Annotated in this window: 17 protein-coding genes; 6 read left to right on the top strand and 11 right to left on the bottom strand. The window is 72.9% G+C overall.

Going from position 1 to position 19,364, the window contains the following annotated elements; genetic code table 11:
• Positions 1-64: 64 nt before the first annotated feature.
• The 11 genes from CUT83_RS18915 to CUT83_RS18870 all read right to left on the bottom strand — a co-directional run bounded on the left by CUT83_RS18915 (position 65) and on the right by CUT83_RS18870 (position 8,779).
• Entirely contained in the window at positions 65-1,003 is a 939-nt protein-coding gene (locus CUT83_RS18915; RefSeq protein ID WP_101257042.1) for an ABC transporter permease, read from the bottom strand.
• Positions 990-1,808 (bottom strand): ABC transporter ATP-binding protein, encoded by an 819-nt coding sequence (locus CUT83_RS18910; protein ID WP_101257041.1) that lies wholly within the window; start codon positions 1,806-1,808, stop codon positions 990-992. The genes CUT83_RS18915 and CUT83_RS18910 overlap by 14 nt, the downstream gene beginning before the upstream one ends.
• 176 nt (positions 1,809-1,984) lie before the next feature.
• On the bottom strand, positions 1,985-2,113 hold the full coding sequence (locus tag CUT83_RS18905) for a hypothetical protein (protein ID WP_101257040.1): 129 nt from the start codon (positions 2,111-2,113) through the stop codon (positions 1,985-1,987).
• Positions 2,101-3,498, bottom strand: coding sequence for a sulfate adenylyltransferase subunit 1 (locus CUT83_RS18900; protein ID WP_101257039.1), 1,398 nt, complete (start codon positions 3,496-3,498; stop codon positions 2,101-2,103). The genes CUT83_RS18905 and CUT83_RS18900 overlap by 13 nt, the downstream gene beginning before the upstream one ends.
• A gap of 3 nt (positions 3,499-3,501) precedes the next feature.
• Entirely contained in the window at positions 3,502-4,500 is a 999-nt protein-coding gene (cysD, locus tag CUT83_RS18895) for a sulfate adenylyltransferase subunit CysD (protein ID WP_165869350.1), read from the bottom strand.
• Positions 4,497-5,093, bottom strand: a complete 597-nt coding sequence (gene cysC / locus CUT83_RS18890; RefSeq protein ID WP_240957525.1) for an adenylyl-sulfate kinase — start codon at positions 5,091-5,093, stop codon at positions 4,497-4,499. The genes cysD and cysC overlap by 4 nt, the downstream gene beginning before the upstream one ends.
• 47 nt (positions 5,094-5,140) lie before the next feature.
• Positions 5,141-5,872, bottom strand: a complete 732-nt coding sequence (locus CUT83_RS18885) for a phosphoadenylyl-sulfate reductase (RefSeq protein WP_101257038.1) — start codon at positions 5,870-5,872, stop codon at positions 5,141-5,143.
• Positions 5,869-6,054, bottom strand: coding sequence for a hypothetical protein (locus tag CUT83_RS18880; RefSeq protein ID WP_093660134.1), 186 nt, complete (start codon positions 6,052-6,054; stop codon positions 5,869-5,871). The genes CUT83_RS18885 and CUT83_RS18880 overlap by 4 nt, the downstream gene beginning before the upstream one ends.
• An 85-nt stretch (positions 6,055-6,139) precedes the next feature.
• Positions 6,140-7,837, bottom strand: a complete 1,698-nt coding sequence (locus CUT83_RS18875) for a nitrite/sulfite reductase (RefSeq protein WP_101257037.1) — start codon at positions 7,835-7,837, stop codon at positions 6,140-6,142.
• Positions 7,838-7,994: 157 nt separating this feature from the next.
• Entirely contained in the window at positions 7,995-8,078 is an 84-nt protein-coding gene (locus tag CUT83_RS31615) for a putative leader peptide (RefSeq protein ID WP_369126574.1), read from the bottom strand.
• A 122-nt stretch (positions 8,079-8,200) separates the two neighbouring features.
• Entirely contained in the window at positions 8,201-8,779 is a 579-nt protein-coding gene (locus CUT83_RS18870; protein ID WP_101257085.1) for a GNAT family N-acetyltransferase, read from the bottom strand.
• 88 nt (positions 8,780-8,867) lie between these two features.
• Between CUT83_RS18870 and CUT83_RS18865 the strand changes: the two genes are divergently transcribed.
• The 6 genes from CUT83_RS18865 to CUT83_RS18840 all read left to right on the top strand — a co-directional run bounded on the left by CUT83_RS18865 (position 8,868) and on the right by CUT83_RS18840 (position 19,282).
• Positions 8,868-9,944 carry a carbohydrate kinase family protein gene (locus CUT83_RS18865; RefSeq protein WP_101257036.1) on the top strand — a complete coding sequence of 359 codons (1,077 nt, stop codon included), beginning with the start codon at positions 8,868-8,870 and terminating at the stop codon, positions 9,942-9,944.
• A gap of 152 nt (positions 9,945-10,096) precedes the next feature.
• On the top strand, positions 10,097-12,820 hold the full coding sequence (adhE, locus tag CUT83_RS18860; RefSeq protein WP_101257035.1) for a bifunctional acetaldehyde-CoA/alcohol dehydrogenase: 2,724 nt from the start codon (positions 10,097-10,099) through the stop codon (positions 12,818-12,820).
• A 50-nt stretch (positions 12,821-12,870) separates the two neighbouring features.
• Complete coding sequence (pflB, locus tag CUT83_RS18855) at positions 12,871-15,183, top strand: formate C-acetyltransferase (protein WP_101257034.1); 2,313 nt, start codon at positions 12,871-12,873, stop codon at positions 15,181-15,183.
• Positions 15,183-15,992: a pyruvate formate-lyase-activating protein gene (pflA, locus tag CUT83_RS18850; protein WP_101257033.1), complete on the top strand. Its 810-nt coding sequence runs from the start codon at positions 15,183-15,185 to the stop codon at positions 15,990-15,992. Before pflB ends, pflA begins: the two co-directional genes overlap by 1 nt.
• Before the next feature lie 128 nt (positions 15,993-16,120).
• Positions 16,121-17,263 carry a YihY/virulence factor BrkB family protein gene (locus tag CUT83_RS18845; RefSeq protein ID WP_241524808.1) on the top strand — a complete coding sequence of 381 codons (1,143 nt, stop codon included), beginning with the start codon at positions 16,121-16,123 and terminating at the stop codon, positions 17,261-17,263.
• A 132-nt stretch (positions 17,264-17,395) separates the two neighbouring features.
• Positions 17,396-19,282: an MFS transporter gene (locus tag CUT83_RS18840; protein WP_101257031.1), complete on the top strand. Its 1,887-nt coding sequence runs from the start codon at positions 17,396-17,398 to the stop codon at positions 19,280-19,282.
• Positions 19,283-19,364 lie beyond the last annotated feature (82 nt).

Genomic DNA, 19,364 nt, shown 5'->3' with positions numbered 1-19,364 from the left:
TCGTGGACGCCGCGGGTGTCCGGGGTGTGGCGGGCGGTGACGCGGAGGGCGCGCACGGGACCGCTCACCGCCCGGCCGCCGACGCCAGGCCGCGGCTGTGCAGCACGCGGCGCTCCACGGGGGAGAACAGCGCCGACTCCACGGCCACGCCGACCGCCAGGATCAGCACCACCGAGGCCAGCACCAGGCTCAGCTCGCCGCCCTGCCGGCCCGCGTCCAGCATCCGGCCGATGCCGGGCAGGGGGGTGGCGGTGATGAGTTCGGCCGTCATCAGGGCGCGCCAGCCGAAGGTCCAGCCCTGCCGCAGGGCCGTCACGAAGCCGGGCAGCGCGGCGGGGACGAGGACGTGGACGGCTCCGCGCAGGCCGCCGGCGCCCATCGACCGGCCCGCCCGCAGCAGCAGCGGCGGAATCCGGTCGACGGCGGCGGTGACCCCGACGGCGATGGACGGCACCGCGCCGAGCAGCACCACGGCGTACACCGCGCCCTCGGAGTTGCCCAGCGCGATCACCGCGACCGGCACCAGCGCGGCGGCCGGCAGCGACTGCACGGCGGACAGGATGGGCCCCAGGACCGTGCGCAGCGGCGCGACCCGGGTGAGCAGCAGTCCCAGGGGGACGCCGACGGCGGCGGAGGCGGCGAAGCCGATCAGGCAGCGCAGCAGGCTGTGGCCGAGGGCGGGCAGCAGGGTGCCGTCCGACCAGGCGCCCGCCAGCTCGCCCCACACGGCGGCGGGGGAGGGCAGGGAGGCCGACCAGTTCAGCGCGTACGCCGTCTGCCACAGCACCAGCACCAGGGCGACGGCCGCCAGCGGCGGCGCGGCCTTGGCCAGCACCCGCCGCGAGGTGGCGGCGGTGGCGGACACGGGGGACTCCAGGGCGTCCAGGCCGGACGCCATCTCGTCGGAGTCGCCGGGGCCGGAACCGCCGGGGGCACCGGGGGCGCGCCCCGAGGGTTCGTACCGGGCGCCCCGCCGGGAGTCCTCGGTGTCAGTGGCGGGCATGTCGGACGATCTCCTCGTGCAGGTGGCCGGTGATCTCCCGGGCGAGGGAGGTGACCGCGGCGTCCTCGATACGGCGGGGGTAGGGGATGTCCACGTCCCACTCGCGCGCCACGCGCCCCGGACGCGAGGACAGCAGCACGACCCGCTGTCCGAGCCGTACCGCCTCGCGCACGTTGTGGGTGACGAACAGCACCGTCAGCTCCCGCTCGCGCCACACGCGGGTCAGCTCCTCGTGCAGCAGGTCGCGGGTGATGGCGTCCAGCGCGGCGAAGGGCTCGTCCATCAGCAGCACCCGGCTGCCCTGGGCCAGCGAGCGGGCCAGCGCCACGCGCTGCCGCATCCCGCCGGAGAGCTGGTGCACCCGCTTGCCGTACGCGTCCGGCAGCCGTACCAGCCGCAGCAGCTCCTCGGCCCGCCCGCGCCGCTCGGACTTGGGCGCTCCGGCCAGCTTCAGAGCCAGCTCCACGTTGCGGCCGGCGCTCAGCCAGGGGAAGAGCGCATGGTCCTGGAACATCAGCGCGGGCCGGCCGTGCGGCACCCGCACCTCGCCGGAGGTCGGGTGGTCGAGTCCGGCCACCAGGTTCAGCAGGGTGGACTTGCCGCAGCCGGAGGCGCCCAGCAGGCAGACGAACTCGCCGGGCGCCGCCGTCAGGTCGATGCCGTCCAGCACCTGCTGGCGGGCGCGGGGGGAGGAGCCGAAGGACTTCGAGACGCGGTCGAGCCGCACCGCGTACGGACGGGCCTGCCCGGCCCCGGCACCGGTGACGGACGGCGCCGGGGCGGGGGTGGCGAGTTCGGTGGACACAGCGGGGTCCTCTCGTGGTTCGCCACCCTGTTCGGGCGGCTACGGCGGGGGAGAGCCGGCGTGTACGGCGGGGACATACCGCACTTCGGGGGCATATGGGATGCCCTCGGAGCGCGGGTCGTACGGGTCGGGCTGGTCGTGCCCGGGGTGCGGGTCGTGCGGCCGGGCGCCGGGCGTCACCGGCGGCATCCCGCCAGTCCGCCCTGCCCGCTGCCCCGGACGCCGCTGCCGATCCGGCCACCGGTGTGGTCGAAGGTGGAGAAGGCGTCCTGCACGGCGGTGCCCGCCGCGCTCAGAAGTCCCATCCGTCCTCCCGCGGGGTGTCGTTCCCGGCGGCGCGTACCGCTTTGTCGGCTCCGGCGAAGGCCTCGCCGGACATGCCGGCGGTGAGGGTGGAGCCGTCGGCCGGGTCGATCAGCAGGAACGAACCGGTGCGGCGGGAGAGCGCGTAGGGGTCCAGCGGCAGCGGCTCGGCGGTGCGGATCCGCACCCGGCCGATGTCGTTGGCCACCAGCTCGCCCGGCTCGGGGTGGGGCGAGAGGTCGTCCAGGGTCAGCCGGGAGGGAATCTCCTTGACGATCGCCTTGACCGTGCGGGTGGTGTGCTTCAGCAGCACCCGCTGCCCCACCCGCAGCGGGGTGTCGTGCAGGTGGCAGACGGTGGCGGTGACGTCCTGGCTCGGGGCCGGGGCGTCGTCGGCCGGGGCGATCAGGTCGCCGCGGGAGATGTCGAGGTCGTCCGCCAGGCGGACGGTGACCGACTGCGGCGCCCAGGCGGCCCGGACCGACTGGCCCAGTGCGTCGATGCCCTCGATCACCGAGGTGCGGCCCGAGGGCAGCACCGTCACCGGCTGGCCCACGCGCAGCACGCCTGAGGCGAGCTGGCCGGCGTAGCCGCGGTAGTCGGGGTGCTCGGCGGTCTGCGGGCGGATGACGTACTGGACGGGGAAGCGGGCCACGTCCCCGGCCGGGTCGTGGTCGACCTCGACGGTCTCCAGGTGCTCCAGGACGGTCGGGCCGCTGTACCAGTCCATGTGCTCGGACGGGGTGACCACGTTGTCGCCGACCAGCGCCGAGATCGGCACGGCGGTGACCTCCGGCACGCCCAGCGAGGCGGCGTAGGCGGTGAACTGCTCGGCGATGGAGGCGAAGACGGCCTCGTCGTAGCCGGCCAGGTCCATCTTGTTGACGGCCAGCACCACGTGCGGCACCCGCAGCAGGGCGGCGACCGCGGCGTGACGGCGGGTCTGCTCGACCACGCCGTTGCGGGCGTCGACCAGGATGATGGCCAGGTCGGCGGTGGATGCGCCGGTGACCATGTTGCGGGTGTACTGCACATGGCCGGGGGTGTCGGCCAGGATGAACCGGCGCCGCGGCGTGGCGAAGTAGCGGTAGGCCACGTCGATGGTGATGCCCTGCTCGCGCTCGGCGCGCAGCCCGTCGGTCAGCAGCGCCAGGTCCGGGCCCTCGGCGCCGCGGCTGCGGGAGGCGTGCTCGACGGCCTCCAGCTGGTCGGCCAGGACCGACTTGGAGTCGTGCAGCAGCCGCCCGACCAGGGTGGACTTGCCGTCGTCGACCGAACCGGCGGTGGCGAAACGCAGCAGCGAGGTCTCCCGCAGCAGTCCGGCGGCCCCGGCGGCCCCGGCGGCCTCGGCGGCGCCGGCTGTGGAAGTGGTGGCAGCGGTGGTCATCGGTCAGAAGTACCCTTCGCGCTTGCGGTCCTCCATGGCGGCCTCCGACAGCTTGTCGTCGGCCCGGGTCGCACCCCGCTCGGTCAGCCGGGAGGCGGCGATCTCGGCTATGACCTGCTCGATGGTGGCGGCGTCGGAGTCCACCGCCCCGGTACAGGACATGTCGCCGACGGTGCGGTAGCGCACCCGGCGCTCCCGGACCGTCTCGCCGTCCCTGGGGCCGCCCCACTCGCCCGGCGCCAGCCACATCCCGTTGCGTTTGAAGACCTCGCGGGTGTGGGCGTAGTAGATGGCGGGCAGCTCGATCTTCTCCCGCCCGATGTACTGCCACACGTCCAGCTCGGTCCAGTTGGACAGCGGGAAGACGCGCACATGCTCGCCCGGCGCGTGGCGGCCGTTGTACAGCTGCCACAGTTCGGGGCGCTGGCGGCGCGGGTCCCAGCCGCCGAACTCGTCGCGCAGCGAGAACACCCGCTCCTTGGCGCGGGCCTTCTCCTCGTCGCGCCGGCCGCCGCCGAAGACCGCGTCGAAGCGGTTGCTCTCGATGGCGTGCAGCAGGGGCACGGTCTGCAGCGGGTTGCGGGTGCCGTCCGCGCGCTCGCGCAGCTCGCCGCGGTCGATGAACTCCTGCACGGAGGCGACGTGCAGACGCAGCCGGTGCTCGGCCACCACCCGGTCGCGGTAGTCGAGGACTTCGGGGAAGTTGTGGCCGGTGTCCACGTGCAGCAGCGCGAAGGGCACCGGCGCCGGGGCGAACGCCTTCAGAGCCAGATGCAGCATCACGATGGAGTCCTTGCCGCCGGAGAACAGGATCACCGGCCGCTCGAACTCGCCCGCCACCTCGCGGAAGATGTGCACCGCCTCCGACTCCAGCGCGTCCAGATGGCTCAGCGCGTACGCCGTGCCGGAGGCCGTTCCGGTGGCGTCTGCGGATGCGTCGGCGGCGGCGGCCGTTCCGGTGGCGTCGGCGGGCCCGGTGGTCGGTTCGGTCGAGGTCGTCACGCCAGTCCCCTCTCGGCGAGCAGTGCGTACAGCCGGGCGGCGGAGTCGTCCACCGGCTCGGTGTGCGCCTCGATCCGCAGGTCCGGATCGGCCGGCGCCTCGTACGGGTCGTCCACCCCGGTCAGCCCGGACAGCTCCCCGGCGGCCTGCCTGGCGTACAGCCCCTTCACATCGCGCTCGGAGCACACCTCCACGGGCGTGGCCACGTGCACCTCCAGATAGGCCGTGCCCTCCGTCTGGTGGCGCTTGCGGACCGCCTCGCGGCTGTCGGCGTACGGCGCGATCACCGGGACCAGGGCCTTCACGCCGTTGGAGGCCAGCAGTTCGGCGACGAAGCCGATCCGCTGCACGTTGGTGTGGCGGTCCTCGCGGGAGAAGCCCAGACCGGCGGAGAGGAACTCCCTGATCTCGTCGCCGTCCAGCACCTCCACCCGGTGGCCCTCGTCGCGCAGCCGCCCCGCCAGCGCGTGGGCGATCGTGGTCTTGCCGGCGCTGGGCAGGCCGGTGAGCCAGATCGTGGCTCCGGTGCCGGTTCCGGTGGTGCTGCCGGTGGTGCCGGTTCTGTCCGTGCCGGAGGCGGTCGCCCCGCTCATCTGACGCTCCTCAACTGTCTGGGCCCCTACGGCCATCGGGTTCGCCATCAGCCATGCAGTCCGCACTCGGTCTTGCCGCGTCCGGCCCAGCGGCCGGAACGGGCGTCCTCGCCCTCCAGCACCCGCCGAGTGCAGGGCGCGCACCCGATGGAGGGGTAACCGTCCATCAGCAGAGGGTTGGTGAGGACACCGTGCTCGGCAACGTAGGCGTCCACGTCGTCCTGCGTCCAGCGTGCGATGGGCGAGACCTTGACCTTGCCCCGCCTCTCGTCCCAGCCGACGACCGGCGTCCCCGCCCTGGTCGGGGACTCGTCGCGGCGCAGCCCGGTGGCCCAGGCGTCGTACCCGCGCAGGCCCTCCTCAAGCGGCCTGACCTTGCGCAGCGCGCAGCACAGGTCGGGGTCGCGGTCGTGCAGGCGCGGCCCGTACTCGGCATCCTGCTCGGCCACGGTCTGCCGCGGGGTGAGCGTGACGACGTTGACGTCCATCACCGCCGCCACCGCGTCCCGGGTGCCGATGGTCTCCGGGAAGTGGTAGCCGGTGTCGAGGAACACCACGTCCACACCGGGCGCCACGCGCGAGGCCAGGTGCGCGACGACGGCGTCCTCCATCGAGGAGGTCACGCAGAAGCGCGGGCCGAAGGCGCCGGCCGCCCAGCGCAGGACCTCCAGCGCCGGGGCGTCCTCCAGTTCACGGCCCGCCTTCTCGGCGAGCCGGCGCAGCTCGCCGGCGTCCGCCCGCAGGTCGTACAGGTCGTAACGGTCCTCGGCGGCGTTCATCGTGTGCTGTCTCCCTCGGTGGAACCGGACCGCCGCAGGCCGTCGGCCAGCAGTCCGAGGAACGAGAGCCTGAAGGCGCGATTGCAGGAGGCGCACTCCCACGCGCCGTGGCCGTCCTCGGACGGCCGCAGATCCTCGTCTCCGCAGTACGGGCAGTAGAACGGGGCGGCACGCTCGCTCACGGTGCCTCCTCGTTCGCTTCTCCGCCCACGCGGCGACGGTGCGGGTTGGTGGTGGGGTGCGGGGCGGTGGCCGCGTGTGCGTCGCTCACTTGAGGGCCCCCTCCTCGGCCCGCGCCGCCCACTGGGCGAAGCGCTCGCCGTCCTGCCGCTCCTCGCGGTAGCGGGTCAGCAGGCGCTCGACGTAGCCGGGCAGTTCGGCGGCGGTGACCTTCAGACCGCGCACCTTGCGGCCGAAGCCGGGCTCCAGCCCCAGCGCGCCGCCGAGGTGGACCTGGTAGCCCTCCACCTGGTTGCCGTCCGCGTCGGTGACGAGCTGGCCCTTGAGGCCGATGTCGGCGACCTGGATGCGGGCGCAGGCGTTGGGGCAGCCGTTGATGTTGATGGTGACCGGCTCGTCGAAGTCCGGCAGGCGGCGCTCCAGTTCGTCGATGAGGGTGGAGCCGCGGCCCTTGGTCTCGACGATGGCCAGCTTGCAGAACTCGATGCCGGTGCAGGCCATGGTGCCGCGCCGGAAGACCGACGGACGCGCCGTCAGATCCAGCGACTCCAGGCCCTCCACCAGGGAGTCCACCCGGTCCTCGGTCACGTCGAGGATGATCATCTTCTGCTCGACGGTGGTGCGGACCCGGCCCGAGCCGTGGCCCTCGGCCAGTTCGGCGATCTTGGTGAGGGTGGCGCCGTCGACGCGGCCGACGCGGGGGGCGAAGCCGACGTAGAAGCGGCCGTCCTTCTGCCGGTGCACGCCGATGTGGTCGCGCCAGCGCTGGACGGGGCTCTCGGGGGCGGGGCCGTCGGCCAGCTTCCGCCCCAGGTACTCGTCCTCCAGCACCTGGCGGAACCTCTCGGCACCCCAGTCGGCGACGAGGAACTTCAGGCGGGCGCGGTTGCGCAGCCGGCGGTAGCCGTAGTCGCGGAAGACCGAGACGACGCCCTCCAGGACGTCCGCCACGTCCTCCAGCGGTGCCCAGGCGCCCAGCCGGACGCCGAGCTTGGGGTTGGTGGACAGGCCGCCGCCCACCCACACGTCGAAGCCGGGGCCGAGCTCGGGGTGGCGTACGCCGACGAACGACACGTCGTTGATCTCGTGCGCCACGTCCAGCAGGGGGGATCCGGAGATGGCAGCCTTGAACTTGCGGGGGAGGTTGGAGAACGCCGGGTTGCCGACGACGCGGCGCTTGGCCTCCTCCAGCGCGGGCGTGCCGTCGATGATCTCGTCGGCGGCGATCCCGGCGACCGGCGAGCCCAGGAAGGCGCGCGGGGTGTCGCCGCAGGCCTCGGTGGTGGACAGGCCCACGGCCTCCAGGCGGCGCCAGATCTCGGGGACGTCCTCGATGCGGACCCAGTGGAGCTGGATGTTCTGCCGGTCGGTGATGTCGGCGGTGCCGCGGGCGAACTCCTGGGAGATCTCGCCGATGACGCGCAGCTGCTCGGTGGTCAGCCGTCCGCCGTCGATGCGCACGCGCATCATGAAGTACTCGTCGTCCAGCTCCTCCGGGGCCAGGACGGCGGTCTTGCCGCCGTCGATCCCGGGCCTGCGCTGGGTGTACAGACCCCACCAGCGCATCCTGCCGCGCAGGTCGCCGGGGTCGATGGAGTCGAACCCGCGGTGGGCGTAGATCGTCTCAATGCGTGTCCGCACATTGAGACCGTCGTCGTCCTTCTTGAACTGCTCGTTGGCGTTCAGCGGGGTGAAGTGCCCGGCGGCCCACTGGCCTTCGCCGCGGTGGCGGCCGGCCTTGCGGCGGGTCGGGGCAGCGCTGGCTGGCTTGGGGGTGTCGGCCATGGCGGTGTGTTCGTCCTTCTGCTGGACTCGGCTGCGCGGGAAGCGGACCGGATCCGCCCGGGTGCGCTGACATGCGTGAACCCGGACGGGAAGCGGGAATCGGGGGGCGCCTGCCCGCGACGACGGGGGCGGCGGATGTGCGGCGGTGCTGGGACTGTCAGCCCGTCGGACAGATGGCGCTGGACATGCGGCCGAGGTCGACGTGCCGCCGACTCACCAAGGCAATTCCAGCTCGAGACATGGCAGAAGCGTGGCATGAGCATCTCGCGACAGTCCACCGCTATCCATAGTCCGGACAAAGGTGTCCCGATCCGCGAGACGGGATGGTGTCGGGCCCGGGGCCGCGGGGCCCCGGGCGGGGCGTCAGACCTCCGCTCCCGGCCAGGGGCCCGGGGCGGGGACGTCCGGTTCGTCCTCCGTCCTGGTGTCGAAGAGACGGAAGCCCCGCCGCCGGTAGTTCGCCAGCGCATGGGGGCCGTCCTTGCTGCAGGTGTGCAGCCACACCCGCCGGGTGGGCTCCCGCTCCGGCCAGCGCTCCGCCAGGTCCCAGGCGCGCGCGGTCCCGTACGACAGCAGGTGCCCGCCGATGCGCCGGCCTCGGAAGGCGGCGATCAGGCCGAAGTAGGTGATCTCCACCGCCCCTTCGGGCTGCGCCTCCAGTTCGATGTACCCGGCCGGGGTCCCGCGGTCGTACGCCACCCACGTCTCCACGCCGGGCCGCTCCAGGAACTCCCGCCACCGCGCGTACGTCCACCCCAGCCGGTCCGTCCAGGTGACGTCCCCGCCGACGGCGGTGTAGAGGAAGCGGCTGAACTCCGGGCTGGGCACCTCCGCGCGGACAATCCGGATGCCGGACCCGCTGTCCGGAATGTGGGCGGGAGAGAGGTCGGACGGGGAGGTCTGCTCCAGCGACCAGATGGTGACGGTGATGGTGGTGCTCATGTCGGGCAGTGAAGCACGCCGCCGCAGGCGGCCGGGAAGCGGCCCCGAGGACCGCCCCCCGGCCGGCGGCGCGTACCAGAATGCCCCCATGCCCACACCCGTGCCCGCGCCCACCGCCCCCGTGCCCGCGCCCACCGCCCCCGTGCCCGCGCCCACCGCCCCCGTGCCCGCGCCCACCGCCGCCCCGCCCGTCGCGGTGCTCGGCGAGTGCGTCGCCGACGCCTTCACCGTCCCGGCGCCCGGCGGCGGGGAGCGGACCTCCACCCCCTCGATCGGGCTGGAGGTCCTGCCCGGCGGCGGACCGGCCAACACCGCCGTGGCCCTCGCCCGCCTCGGCACCCCCACCCGCTTCCTGGGCAGGCTGTCGCGGGACGTCTTCGGCCGCCTCTTCCGCGAACATCTGGCCGCCTCCGGCGTGGACCTGGCCGCCGCGGTCGAGGCGGCCGAGCCCAGCACCCTGGCCGTCGCCGACGTCGACGCCGACGGCCGCGCCGAGTACTCCTTCCACGCCGAGGGCACCGCCGACTGGCAGTGGACGGACGACGAGCTGGAACGGGCCGCGGCCGCTCCGGCGGCCTGTCTGCACACCGGATCGCTGGCACTGGTGCGGCCGCCGGGCGGGGAGGCGGTGGAACGGCTGCTGGCGAGGGTGCGCGGGCGGGCCACCGTCTCCATCGACCCCAACGTCCGGCCGCTGCTGGTGGAACCGGCCGTCTACCGAGAGCGGCTGCCGCGCTGGTGCGCCGCGGCCGACATCCTGCGGCTGTCCGACGACGACCTCGGCCACCTCCTGCCCGGCGCCGGTGTGGAGGAGGCCGCCGGCGTCCTCCACGGCCACGGCGCGGCCCTGGTCGTCGTCACGCTCGGAGCGGCGGGCGCGTACGCCTCGCTGGAGGGGGCGGGCGGCGCGGAGCGCGTACGGCTGAGGGCGCCGGCCGAACCCACCGCCGTGGTGGACACCGTCGGCGCGGGCGACGCCTTCATGGGCGGCCTGCTGCACTCCCTCCACACCGCCGGGGCCCTCGGCGGGCGCCTGGACGGGCTGACCGCGAGCGCCCTGGAACAGGCCCTGGCCACCGGCGCCGCCGTCGCCGCCGCCACCTGTGCGGTCCGGGGCGCCGACCCGCCCCGGACGCACCAGATGGGCCGTCATATGCGCAGGTGAGCGCCCTACCGGCCGGTACCGGGACCTTCGGCCCGCACCCCCCGCCGGGGCGGGACCTTCGGCCGTGGGGCGGGGCCCCTTCGGCGACTGCGCCGCACGCCCCGGGCGGCGTGCAATGGAGTCACCGAGGCCCCCACCCAGAGGTGATCCCCATGGCAGAAGCCACCGCACGTCCCGCAGCCCGCTCCACCGCCCGCTCCGCCGCCCGTCCCGCAGCCCGTCCCGCCGCGCCGGCGGACGCCGGGCGCACCGGGAGCGGCGAGCACGCCGAGACCGTCCGGCACGCCGTCGACACCCTGGCCGCGAACGCCGTCAAGTCCCTCGACGAGTACGCCTCCTTCACCCAGGAGCAGGTCGACCACATCGTGCGGAAGGCCTCCCTGGCGGCCCTGGCGAGCCACTGCGAACTGGCCGAGCAGGCCGTCGCCGAGACCGGCCGGGGGGTGTTCGAGGACAAGGCGATGAAGAACCTCTTCGCCTGCGAGCACGTCACCCACTCGATGCAGGGGCTGAAGACGGTCGGCGTCGTCCGCCGCGACGAGCTGAACGGGATCACCGAGATCGCCGAGCCCGTCGGCGTGGTGTGCGCCATGACCCCGGTGACCAACCCCACCTCCACCACGATCTTCAAGGCGCTGATCGCGCTCAAGACCCGCAACCCGATCGTCTTCGCCTTCCACCCCTCGGCCCAGCGGTGCAGCGCCGAGGCGGCCCGGATCGTACGGGAGGCGGCCGTGGCCGCGGGCGCCCCCGAGCACTGCGTGCAGTGGATCGAGGAGCCGTCGATGGAGGCCACCCGTCTGCTGATGAACCACCCGGACGTCTCCACCATCCTGGCCACCGGCGGCAACGCCATGGTCCGGGCCGCCTACTCGTGCGGCAAGCCGGCCCTCGGCGTCGGCGCGGGCAACGTCCCCGCCTACGTCCACCGCACCGCCGACGTCCCCCGCGCGGTGCACGACATCGTCCTGTCCAAGGCCTTCGACAACGGCATGATCTGCGCGTCCGAGCAGGCCGCCGTCCTGGACGCCGAGATCTACGAGCGGGCCGTGGCGGAGTTCCGCAGGCTCCACGCGTACCTGGCCACCGCCGAGGAGAAGGAGAAGCTGGAGAAGTTCCTCTTCGGCACCACCGCCCGGAGCGCCAACTGCGCCGGGGCGAAGCTCAACGCCGACGCCGTCGGCCGGCCGCCGCACTGGATCGCCGAGCAGGCGGGCTTCACCGTCCCCGAGGACACCTCCGTCATCCTCGCCGAGATCACGGGCGTCGGCCCCGCCGAGCCGCTCAGCCGCGAGAAGCTCTCCCCGGTGCTGGCCCTGCTGCGCGCCCAGAGCACCGAGCAGGGCATCGAACTGGCCGCGAAGATGGTCGAGTTCGACGGCCTGGGCCACAGCGCGGTGATCCACGCCGACGACGAGGTGCTGACCGAGGAGTTCGGCCGCCGCGTCAAGGCCGTGCGCGTCATCGCCAACGCGCCCTCCAGCCTCGGCGGCATCGGCGACGTCTACAACTCCTTCCTGCCCTCGATGACCCTGGGCTGCGGCTCCTACGGCCACAACTCCGTCTCCGGCAACGTCACCGCCGTCGACCTGCTCAACATCAAGCGCATCGGGCGGCGCAACACCAACATGCAGTGGTTCAAGGTCCCGCCGAAGATCTACTTCGAGCGCCACTCCCTGCGCTACCTCGGCGACATGCGCGGCATGCGGCGCGTCACCGTCGTCACCGACCGCACCATGGACCGCCTGGGCTACCTCACCCGCGTCAAGGACATCCTGCGCTCCCGCACCGAGCCGGTGAACCTCCAGATCATCGACGACATCGAGCCCAACCCGGAGCTGGCCACCGTCGAGCGCGGGGCGGAGCGGATGCGCGAGTTCGAGCCCGACACCATCGTCGCCCTCGGCGGCGGCTCGCCCATCGACGCCGCCAAGGTCATGTGGCTGATGTACGAGCACCCCGAGATCGCCTTCGCCGACACCAAGGAGAAGTTCTCCGACATCCGCAAGCGCGCCTTCACCTTCCCGCCGCTGGGGGAGCGGGCGAAGCTGATCGCGGTGCCGACCACCTCAGGCACCGGCGCCGAGGTCACCCCCTTCGCCGTCATCTCCGACCCGGCCGCAGCCCGCAAGTACCCGCTGGCCGACTACGCCCTCACCCCCGACGTCGCCATCGTCGACCCGGTCCTGACCGCCACCCTGCCGCCCGCCGTCACCGCCGACTCCGGCTTCGACGCCCTCACCCACGCCACCGAGGCGTATGTGTCGGTCTACGCCAACGACTACACCGACGGGCTGTGCCTGCAGGCCATCCGGCTGATCTTCGAGAACCTGGAGCGCTGCGTCACCCACGGCCCCGCCGACCCCAGGGCCCGCGAGCGGATGCACAACGCCTCCACCATCGCCGGCATGGCCTTCGCCAACGCCTTCCTCGGCCTGGTGCACGCCATGTCCCACACCCTCGGCAACACCTTCCACATCACCCACGGCCGGACCAACGCGCTGCTGCTGCCGCACGTCATCCGCCACAACGGCCGCATCCCCACCAAGCTGACCGGCTGGCCCAAGTACGAGACCTACCGGGCCCACGAGCGCTTCCAGGAGATCGCGGGGATGCTCGGCCTGCCGGCCGCCACCCCCGAGGAGGGCGTGGAGTCCTACGCCCGCGCCGTGGAGGAACTGCGCGCCCGCTGCGGCGTCCCGGCCTCCTTCCAGGAGGCGGGCGTGGACGAGAAGGAGTTCCTCGCCGCCCTGCCCGAGCAGGCCCGCAACGCCTACGCCGACCAGTGCGCCCCCGCCAACCCCCGGATGCCGATGCTCGACGAGATGCAGGCGCTGATGCGCCAGGCCTACTACGGCCATGCCGCCAGGGCATGAGCACAGCCGCCCGACCGCCCCGCACGGGTCAACCCCAAGGGAGACCAGCCATGACCACCATTCCGCAGCCGCAGACCCCCCACTCGCCGGACCGCGCCGGTACCGGCGCCCGCACCGAAACCGGTCCCCGCGCCGACGCCGGCGCCTGGCAGGGCTTCAAGGGCGGCCTGTGGCGGGACGCCGTCGACGTCCGCGACTTCGTCCAGCACAACTACACCCCCTACGAGGGCGACGGCTCCTTCCTCGCCGGCCCCACCGACCGCACCACCGCCGTGTGGGAGAAGCTGCTGGCGATGTTCCCCGCCGAGCGCGAGCGCGGCGTGTACGACGTGGACACCGCCACCCCCTCCACCATCACCGCCTTCGGCCCCGGCTACATCGACAAGGACCTGGACCTGATCGTCGGCCTGCAGACCGACGCCCCCCTCAAGCGGGCGATCATGCCCATCGGAGGCTGGCGGATGGTCGAGGCGGCCCTGAAGGCCTACGGCCACGAGCCCGACCCGGAGGTGAAGAAGATCTTCACCACCTACCGCAAGACCCACAACGACGGCGTCTTCGACGCCTACACCCCCGAGATCCGGGCCTGCCGCTCGGCCGGCATCATCACCGGCCTGCCCGACGCCTACGGCCGCGGCCGCATCATCGGCGACTACCGCCGCGTCGCCCTGTACGGCGTGGACCGGCTGATCGCCGACAAGCAGGCCGACCGGGCGCTGCTGGACGACCAGTGGCCCACCGAGGACGTCATCCGCGACCGCGAGGAGAACGCCGAGCAGATCCGGGCGCTGCGCGAGCTGAAGGAGATGGCCGCCTCCTACGGGTACGACGTCTCCCGCCCGGCCGCCACCGGCCGCGAGGCCGTCCAGTGGCTGTACTTCGCCTACCTGGCCGCCGTGAAGGAGCAGAACGGCGCGGCCATGTCCATCGGCCGCATCGACGCCTTCCTCGACGTCTACCTCCAGCGCGACATCGAGCGCGGGCTGCTGACCGAGAGCGGCGCCCAGGAGCTGGTCGACGACTTCGTGATCAAGCTCCGCATCGTCCGCTTCCTGCGCACCCCCGAGTACAACCAGCTCTACTCCGGCGACCCCACCTGGGTGACCTGGTCGCTGGCCGGGATCGGCGAGGACGGCCGCCCGCTGGTCACCCGTACCGCCTTCCGCGCCCTGCGGACCCTGTACAACCTCGGTCCCGCGCCGGAGCCCAACCTGACGGTCTTCTGGTCGCGGGCGCTGCCGGAGGGCTTCAAGGAGTTCGCGGCGAGGACGGCGGTGGACACCAGCGCCCTGCAGTTCGAGTCCGACGAGCTGATGCGCCCCAAGTACGGCGACGACACCGCCATCGCCTGCTGCGTCTCCGCGATGGCCACGGGGAAGCAGATGCAGTTCTTCGGGGCGCGCGTCAACGTCGCCAAGGCCCTGCTCTACGCCATCAACGGCGGCCGCGACGAGATCACCGGCGAGCAGGTGGTGCGCGGGTTCCGCCCGGTCGAGGGCGAGTACCTGGACTACGCCACCGTCGCCGAGCGCTACGACGCGATGCTGGAGTGGCTGGCCAGGACCTACGTCCACGCCCTGAACGTCATCCACTACATGCACGACAGGTACGCCTACGAGCGGCTGGAGATGGCCCTGCACGACCGCGAGGTGCTGCGCACCATGGCCTGCGGCATCGCCGGGCTGTCGGTCGCCGCCGACTCGCTCTCGGCGATCAAGCACGCACGGGTGCGGGTGATCCGCGACGCCACCGGGCTGGCCGTCGACTACGAGGTCGAGGGCGACTACCCGGCCTACGGCAACAACGACGACCGGGCCGACGAGATCGCCCGCGGACTGGTGCACGGCTTCATGGAGAAGGTGCGCCGCCACCCCACCTACCGGGGCGCCGTCCACACCCAGTCGGTGCTCACCATCACCTCCAACGTCGTCTACGGGAAGAAGACCGGCAACACCCCCGACGGCCGCCGTGCCGGCACCCCCTTCGCCCCCGGGGCCAACCCGATGAACGGCCGCGACCGCCACGGCTACATCGCCTCGGCCCTGTCGGTGGCCAAGCTGGACTACGACGACGCCGAGGACGGCATCTCGCTGACCAACACCATCACCCCCGACGCCCTGGGCCGCACCCCGGCCGAGCGCGCCGGGAACCTCGCCGGGGTGCTGGACGGCTACACCGCCGCCGGGGGCTTCCACATGAACGTCAACGTCCTGGACCACCGGACGCTGGTGGACGCCATGGAGCACCCGGAGAAGTACCCGCAGCTCACCATCCGCGTCAGCGGCTACGCGGTGAACTTCGTCAAGCTCACCCGCGAGCAGCAGCTCGACGTCATCGCCCGCACCTTCCACGGAGCGCTGTGATGGACCGCCTGACCTACCAGGCGACCGCGCCGGCGGGGGCCGCAACCCCCGCCGGGGCGGCCACCCGCCGCCCGGTCACCGGGTCGGTGCACTCCTGGGACCTGTCCACCGGCGTGGACGGCCCCGGCACCCGCTTCACCGCCTTCCTCGCCGGCTGCCCGCTGGCCTGCCTGTACTGCCACAACCCCGACACCTGGCGGCTGCGCCACGGCCGCCGCACCACCGCCGACGAGCTCGTCGCCGAGGCGGGCAAGTACACCGCCTTCATCCGGGCCGCGGGCGGCGGCGCCACCCTCAGCGGCGGCGAGCCGCTGCTCCAGCCGGTGTTCACCGGAGAACTGCTGCACCGCTTCAAGCACGAACTGGGCCTGCACACCGCTCTGGACACCTCCGGCTTCCTCGGCGCCCGCGCATCCGACGCACTGCTGGCCGACACCGATCTGGTGCTGCTGGACATCAAGTCCTGGGAGCCGGGGCTGTACCGGAAGGTCACCGGGGGCCGCGGCGAGATCGCCCCCACGGTGGCCTTCGCCCGCCGCCTGGCACTGCTGGGCAACGAGGTGTGGGTACGGTTCGTGCTGGTCCCCGGCCTGACCGACGGGCCCGACAACATCGAGGGCGTCGCCGCCTTCGCCGCCTCCCTCGGCAACGTCTCCCGCGTCGACGTACTGCCCTTCCACAAGCTGGGCGCCGCCAAGTGGGAGGCCGTCGGGAGGACCTTCCCCCTGGCCGGCACCCCCGTGCCCACCCCGGAGCAGGTGGCCGAGGCCCGCGGGATCTTCGCCGGCCACGGGCTGTACGCGGTGTGAGCCCCGGGCCGGTACGCACCCGCACCCGCACCCGCACCGGTGCGCGGGCCGCGCGGGCCGCGTGGTCCGCCGGGAGACCGGCAGGCCACGGTGTGAGCCGCGGTCACCGGGCCGGATACGTTATGGGCGTGCAACCGGCCCCCTCACCCCCGAAGAGCTCCTCGAACCCGCTGCGCAGGGCGCGTGCCCTGTACCGCAACGTCCCCAAGCGGAAGCTCGCCTGGCTGCTGCTGAAGGACACCGTCAACTCCGCGATGGAGTACCGGATCCTGGGGCTGGCCGCCGAGGCGGCCTTCTTCACCCTGCTGTCGCTGCCGCCGCTGCTGCTGGGCCTGATCGGGCTGCTCGGCTACCTCGACGCCTGGATCGGCACCGACACCATCGACAGCGTCCGCGCCAACATCCTGAACGCCTCCGCCGCCGTCCTGTCCGACCGGGGCGTCAGCCAGATCGCGGAACCGCTGATCGACGACGTGATCGAGGGCGGGCGGCCCGACGTGATCTCCGTCGGTTTCGCGCTGGCGCTGTGGTCCGGCTCGCGCACGATGAACGTCTTCATAGACACCATCACCGTCATGTACGGCCTCGACGGCCACCGGGGCATCGTCGCCACCCGGCTGCTGGCCTTCGGGCTGTATCTGGTCGCGCTGCCGCTGGGCGCGGTCGCCCTGCCGCTGCTGATCGTCGGGCCGGACGCGGTGGTCGGCTGGGTGCCGCAACTGGAGCTGCTGGTCGAGATCTTCTACTGGCCCGTGGTGGTGGTCGTCTCCATCGCCTTCCTCACCACGCTCTACCACGTCTCGGTACCGGTGCGCTCCCCCTGGGTGGAGGACGTCCCCGGCGCGCTGGTCGCCCTGCTGATGTGGATCGCCGGCAGCTTCACGCTGCGCCTGTACCTCACGCGCACGGTGGACGGGCCGACGCTGTACGGGTCACTGGCCGCGCCCGTGGCCGTACTGCTGTGGATCGGCGTCTCGGCCTTCGCGGTCCTGGTGGGCGCGGCCGTCAACGCCGCCATCGACCATGTGTGGCCCTCGGTCACCACCGCCGCCGCCCGCCGCGCCAGCGAGCGGGCCCGCGAGCAGGCCGCCGCCGAGGTCGTCGCCGCGGCGGCGGCACGGCGCGCGATGCGGGGGGCCGAGGGCGGCGACGGGGGCGAGGGGGAGGAGGCGGGGGCCGTCGAGCCGCCCGCGGAGTTCCCCGAGCGCTGGACGAAGTTCCTGCCGCCGTCCGACATACGCTCCCGGCTGCGCTCCCGCCGCCGGGAGTGAACGCCCGGCGGCGGGCGGCGACGGCTCCGGCCCCGTCCGGCACGGGGCGGGGCCGGAGCCGTCGCCGCCCGCATCATTCCCGGCACTCGGGGAAACCCGGACACGGTTTCGACCGATCCGGGAGGCTTGTACATGACCACTCCCACCACCGAAGTGGTGAAGACGCGCATTCCGGCGCGTATGGACCGACTGCCGTGGAGCCGCTGGCACTGGCTCATCGTGCTGTCCCTGGGAACGGTGTGGATCCTCGACGGACTGGAGGTGACGGTCAAGGGTGCCGTCGGGGCCTCACTGAAGGAGTCGATCGGCTTCTCCACCGTCCAGGTCGCCGGCTCCGCCTCCATCTACATCTTCGGCGCCATCTCCGGGGCCCTGGTGTGGGGCTACCTGACCGACCGCTTCGGACGCAAGAAGCTGTTCCTGATCACCCTGGGCGTGTACCTGGTGGGCGTGACCGGAACCTCACTGGCGGGCCTGTGGGTGCCCGACGGCACTCCCACCTTCGTCTGGTTCGCCGTCTCCCGCTTCATCACCGGCCTGGGCATCGGCGGCGAGTACTCGGCGATCAACTCGGCCATCGACGAGCTGATGCCGGCCCGGGTGCGCGGCACCGTCGCCCTCGTGGTCAACGGTTCCTACTGGCTGGGAGCCGGGGTCGCCGCCGCACTGGGCTACCTCTACCTGCGGGAGCTCCCGTCGGACATCGGCTGGCGCGTGGCCTTCGGCATGGGCGCGATCCTGGCCGTGGGCATCCTGCTGCTGCGGCTGTTCGTCCCCGAGAGTCCGCGCTGGCTCATCATCCACGGGAAGAAGGACGAGGCCGAACGCGTCGTCGCCGGCATCGAGGAGAAGGTCGAGAAGTACACCGGCGAGCGGCTGGAGGAGCCGGAGGGCGACCCGGTGGAGATCCGGGCCCGCCGCAGCACCGGCTTCGTGGAGATCGCCCGGACGGTGTTCAAGGTCTACCCCAAACGGGCCGTCGTGGGTTTCTCCCTGATGGGATCCCAGGCGTTCCTGTACAACGCGGTCTTCTTCACCTACGGGCTGATGCTCACCACGTTCTACGGCGTCAAGGCGCAGAACGTGGGCCTGTTCCTGCTGCCCTTCGCGCTCGGCAACTTCCTCGGCCCCGTCCTGCTGGGCCGCCTCTTCGACCGGGTCGGCCGCCGTCCCATGATCGCCGGCACGTTCCTGCTCTCCGGCCTCCTCACCGTCGGCACCGGGTGGCTGTTCGCCGAGGGCACCCTGAACGCGGTGTGGCAGACCGTCGCCTGGGTGTTCATCTTCTTCTTCGCCTCGGCCGCGGCCAGCTCCGGCTACCTCACCGTCAGCGAGACCTTCCCGCTGGAGATCCGCGCCATGGTCATCGCGTTCTTCTACGCCATCGCCACGGCCATCGGGGGGATCTTCGGCCCCTGGTTCTTCGGCAACCTGATCGCCACCGAATCCCGCACCAACGTGTTCTACGGCTATCTGCTCGCCGGAGCGGTGATGCTGCTGGCCGGAGTGGTGCAGGCGCTGTTCGGGGTGCGCGCCGAGCAGCGCGCCCTGGAGGACATCGCCATGCCGCTGTCCGTCGAGGACGCCAAGGAGCAGAGGACGCAGGAGGGCGGGGGACCGCGGGAGGAGCCCGGGAAGGAAGGGACCGGGAAGGACGAGGCGGGGAAGGCGACGGCCGGGGAGGAGCGCGCCGGAGGGCCCGCGAGCCCTTCGGCGCCTCCCGGCCACCCCGCGCTGTACCCGCGAAGCTGGTCCACGCTGCCGCCGACCACCAGCCGCACGGTCATCGACGACAGCGCTGTGGTCGACCGCGAGATCGGGGTCCTGTCCCGGGCGCTGCGGGAGGACGGGCCGGCGCGTCCGCGCGAACTGGCACGCCGGGTCCGGGCCCGCTACTGGGGGCCGGGCCGGTACCGCCACGCGGTCCGCACCGGGCTGGCACGCCGCGAGCTCCACAGGGACGCCGACGGGCGGCTGCGTGCCGCCGCCGACGGTGAAAGCCGTTCCCGCCGTCCCTGAGCCCGGCTCCGCAGCCGCACGGGCCCGGGAAAACGCGACGCGGCGCCCGTCCCCGCTTCCGCGCGGGGACGGGCGCCGTGTG

Source organism: Streptomyces barkulensis (genome assembly GCF_002843305.1).
GTDB classification, from domain to species: Bacteria; Actinomycetota; Actinomycetes; order Streptomycetales; family Streptomycetaceae; genus Streptomyces; species Streptomyces barkulensis.
This window is presented reverse-complemented; position numbering and strand designations above follow the sequence as displayed.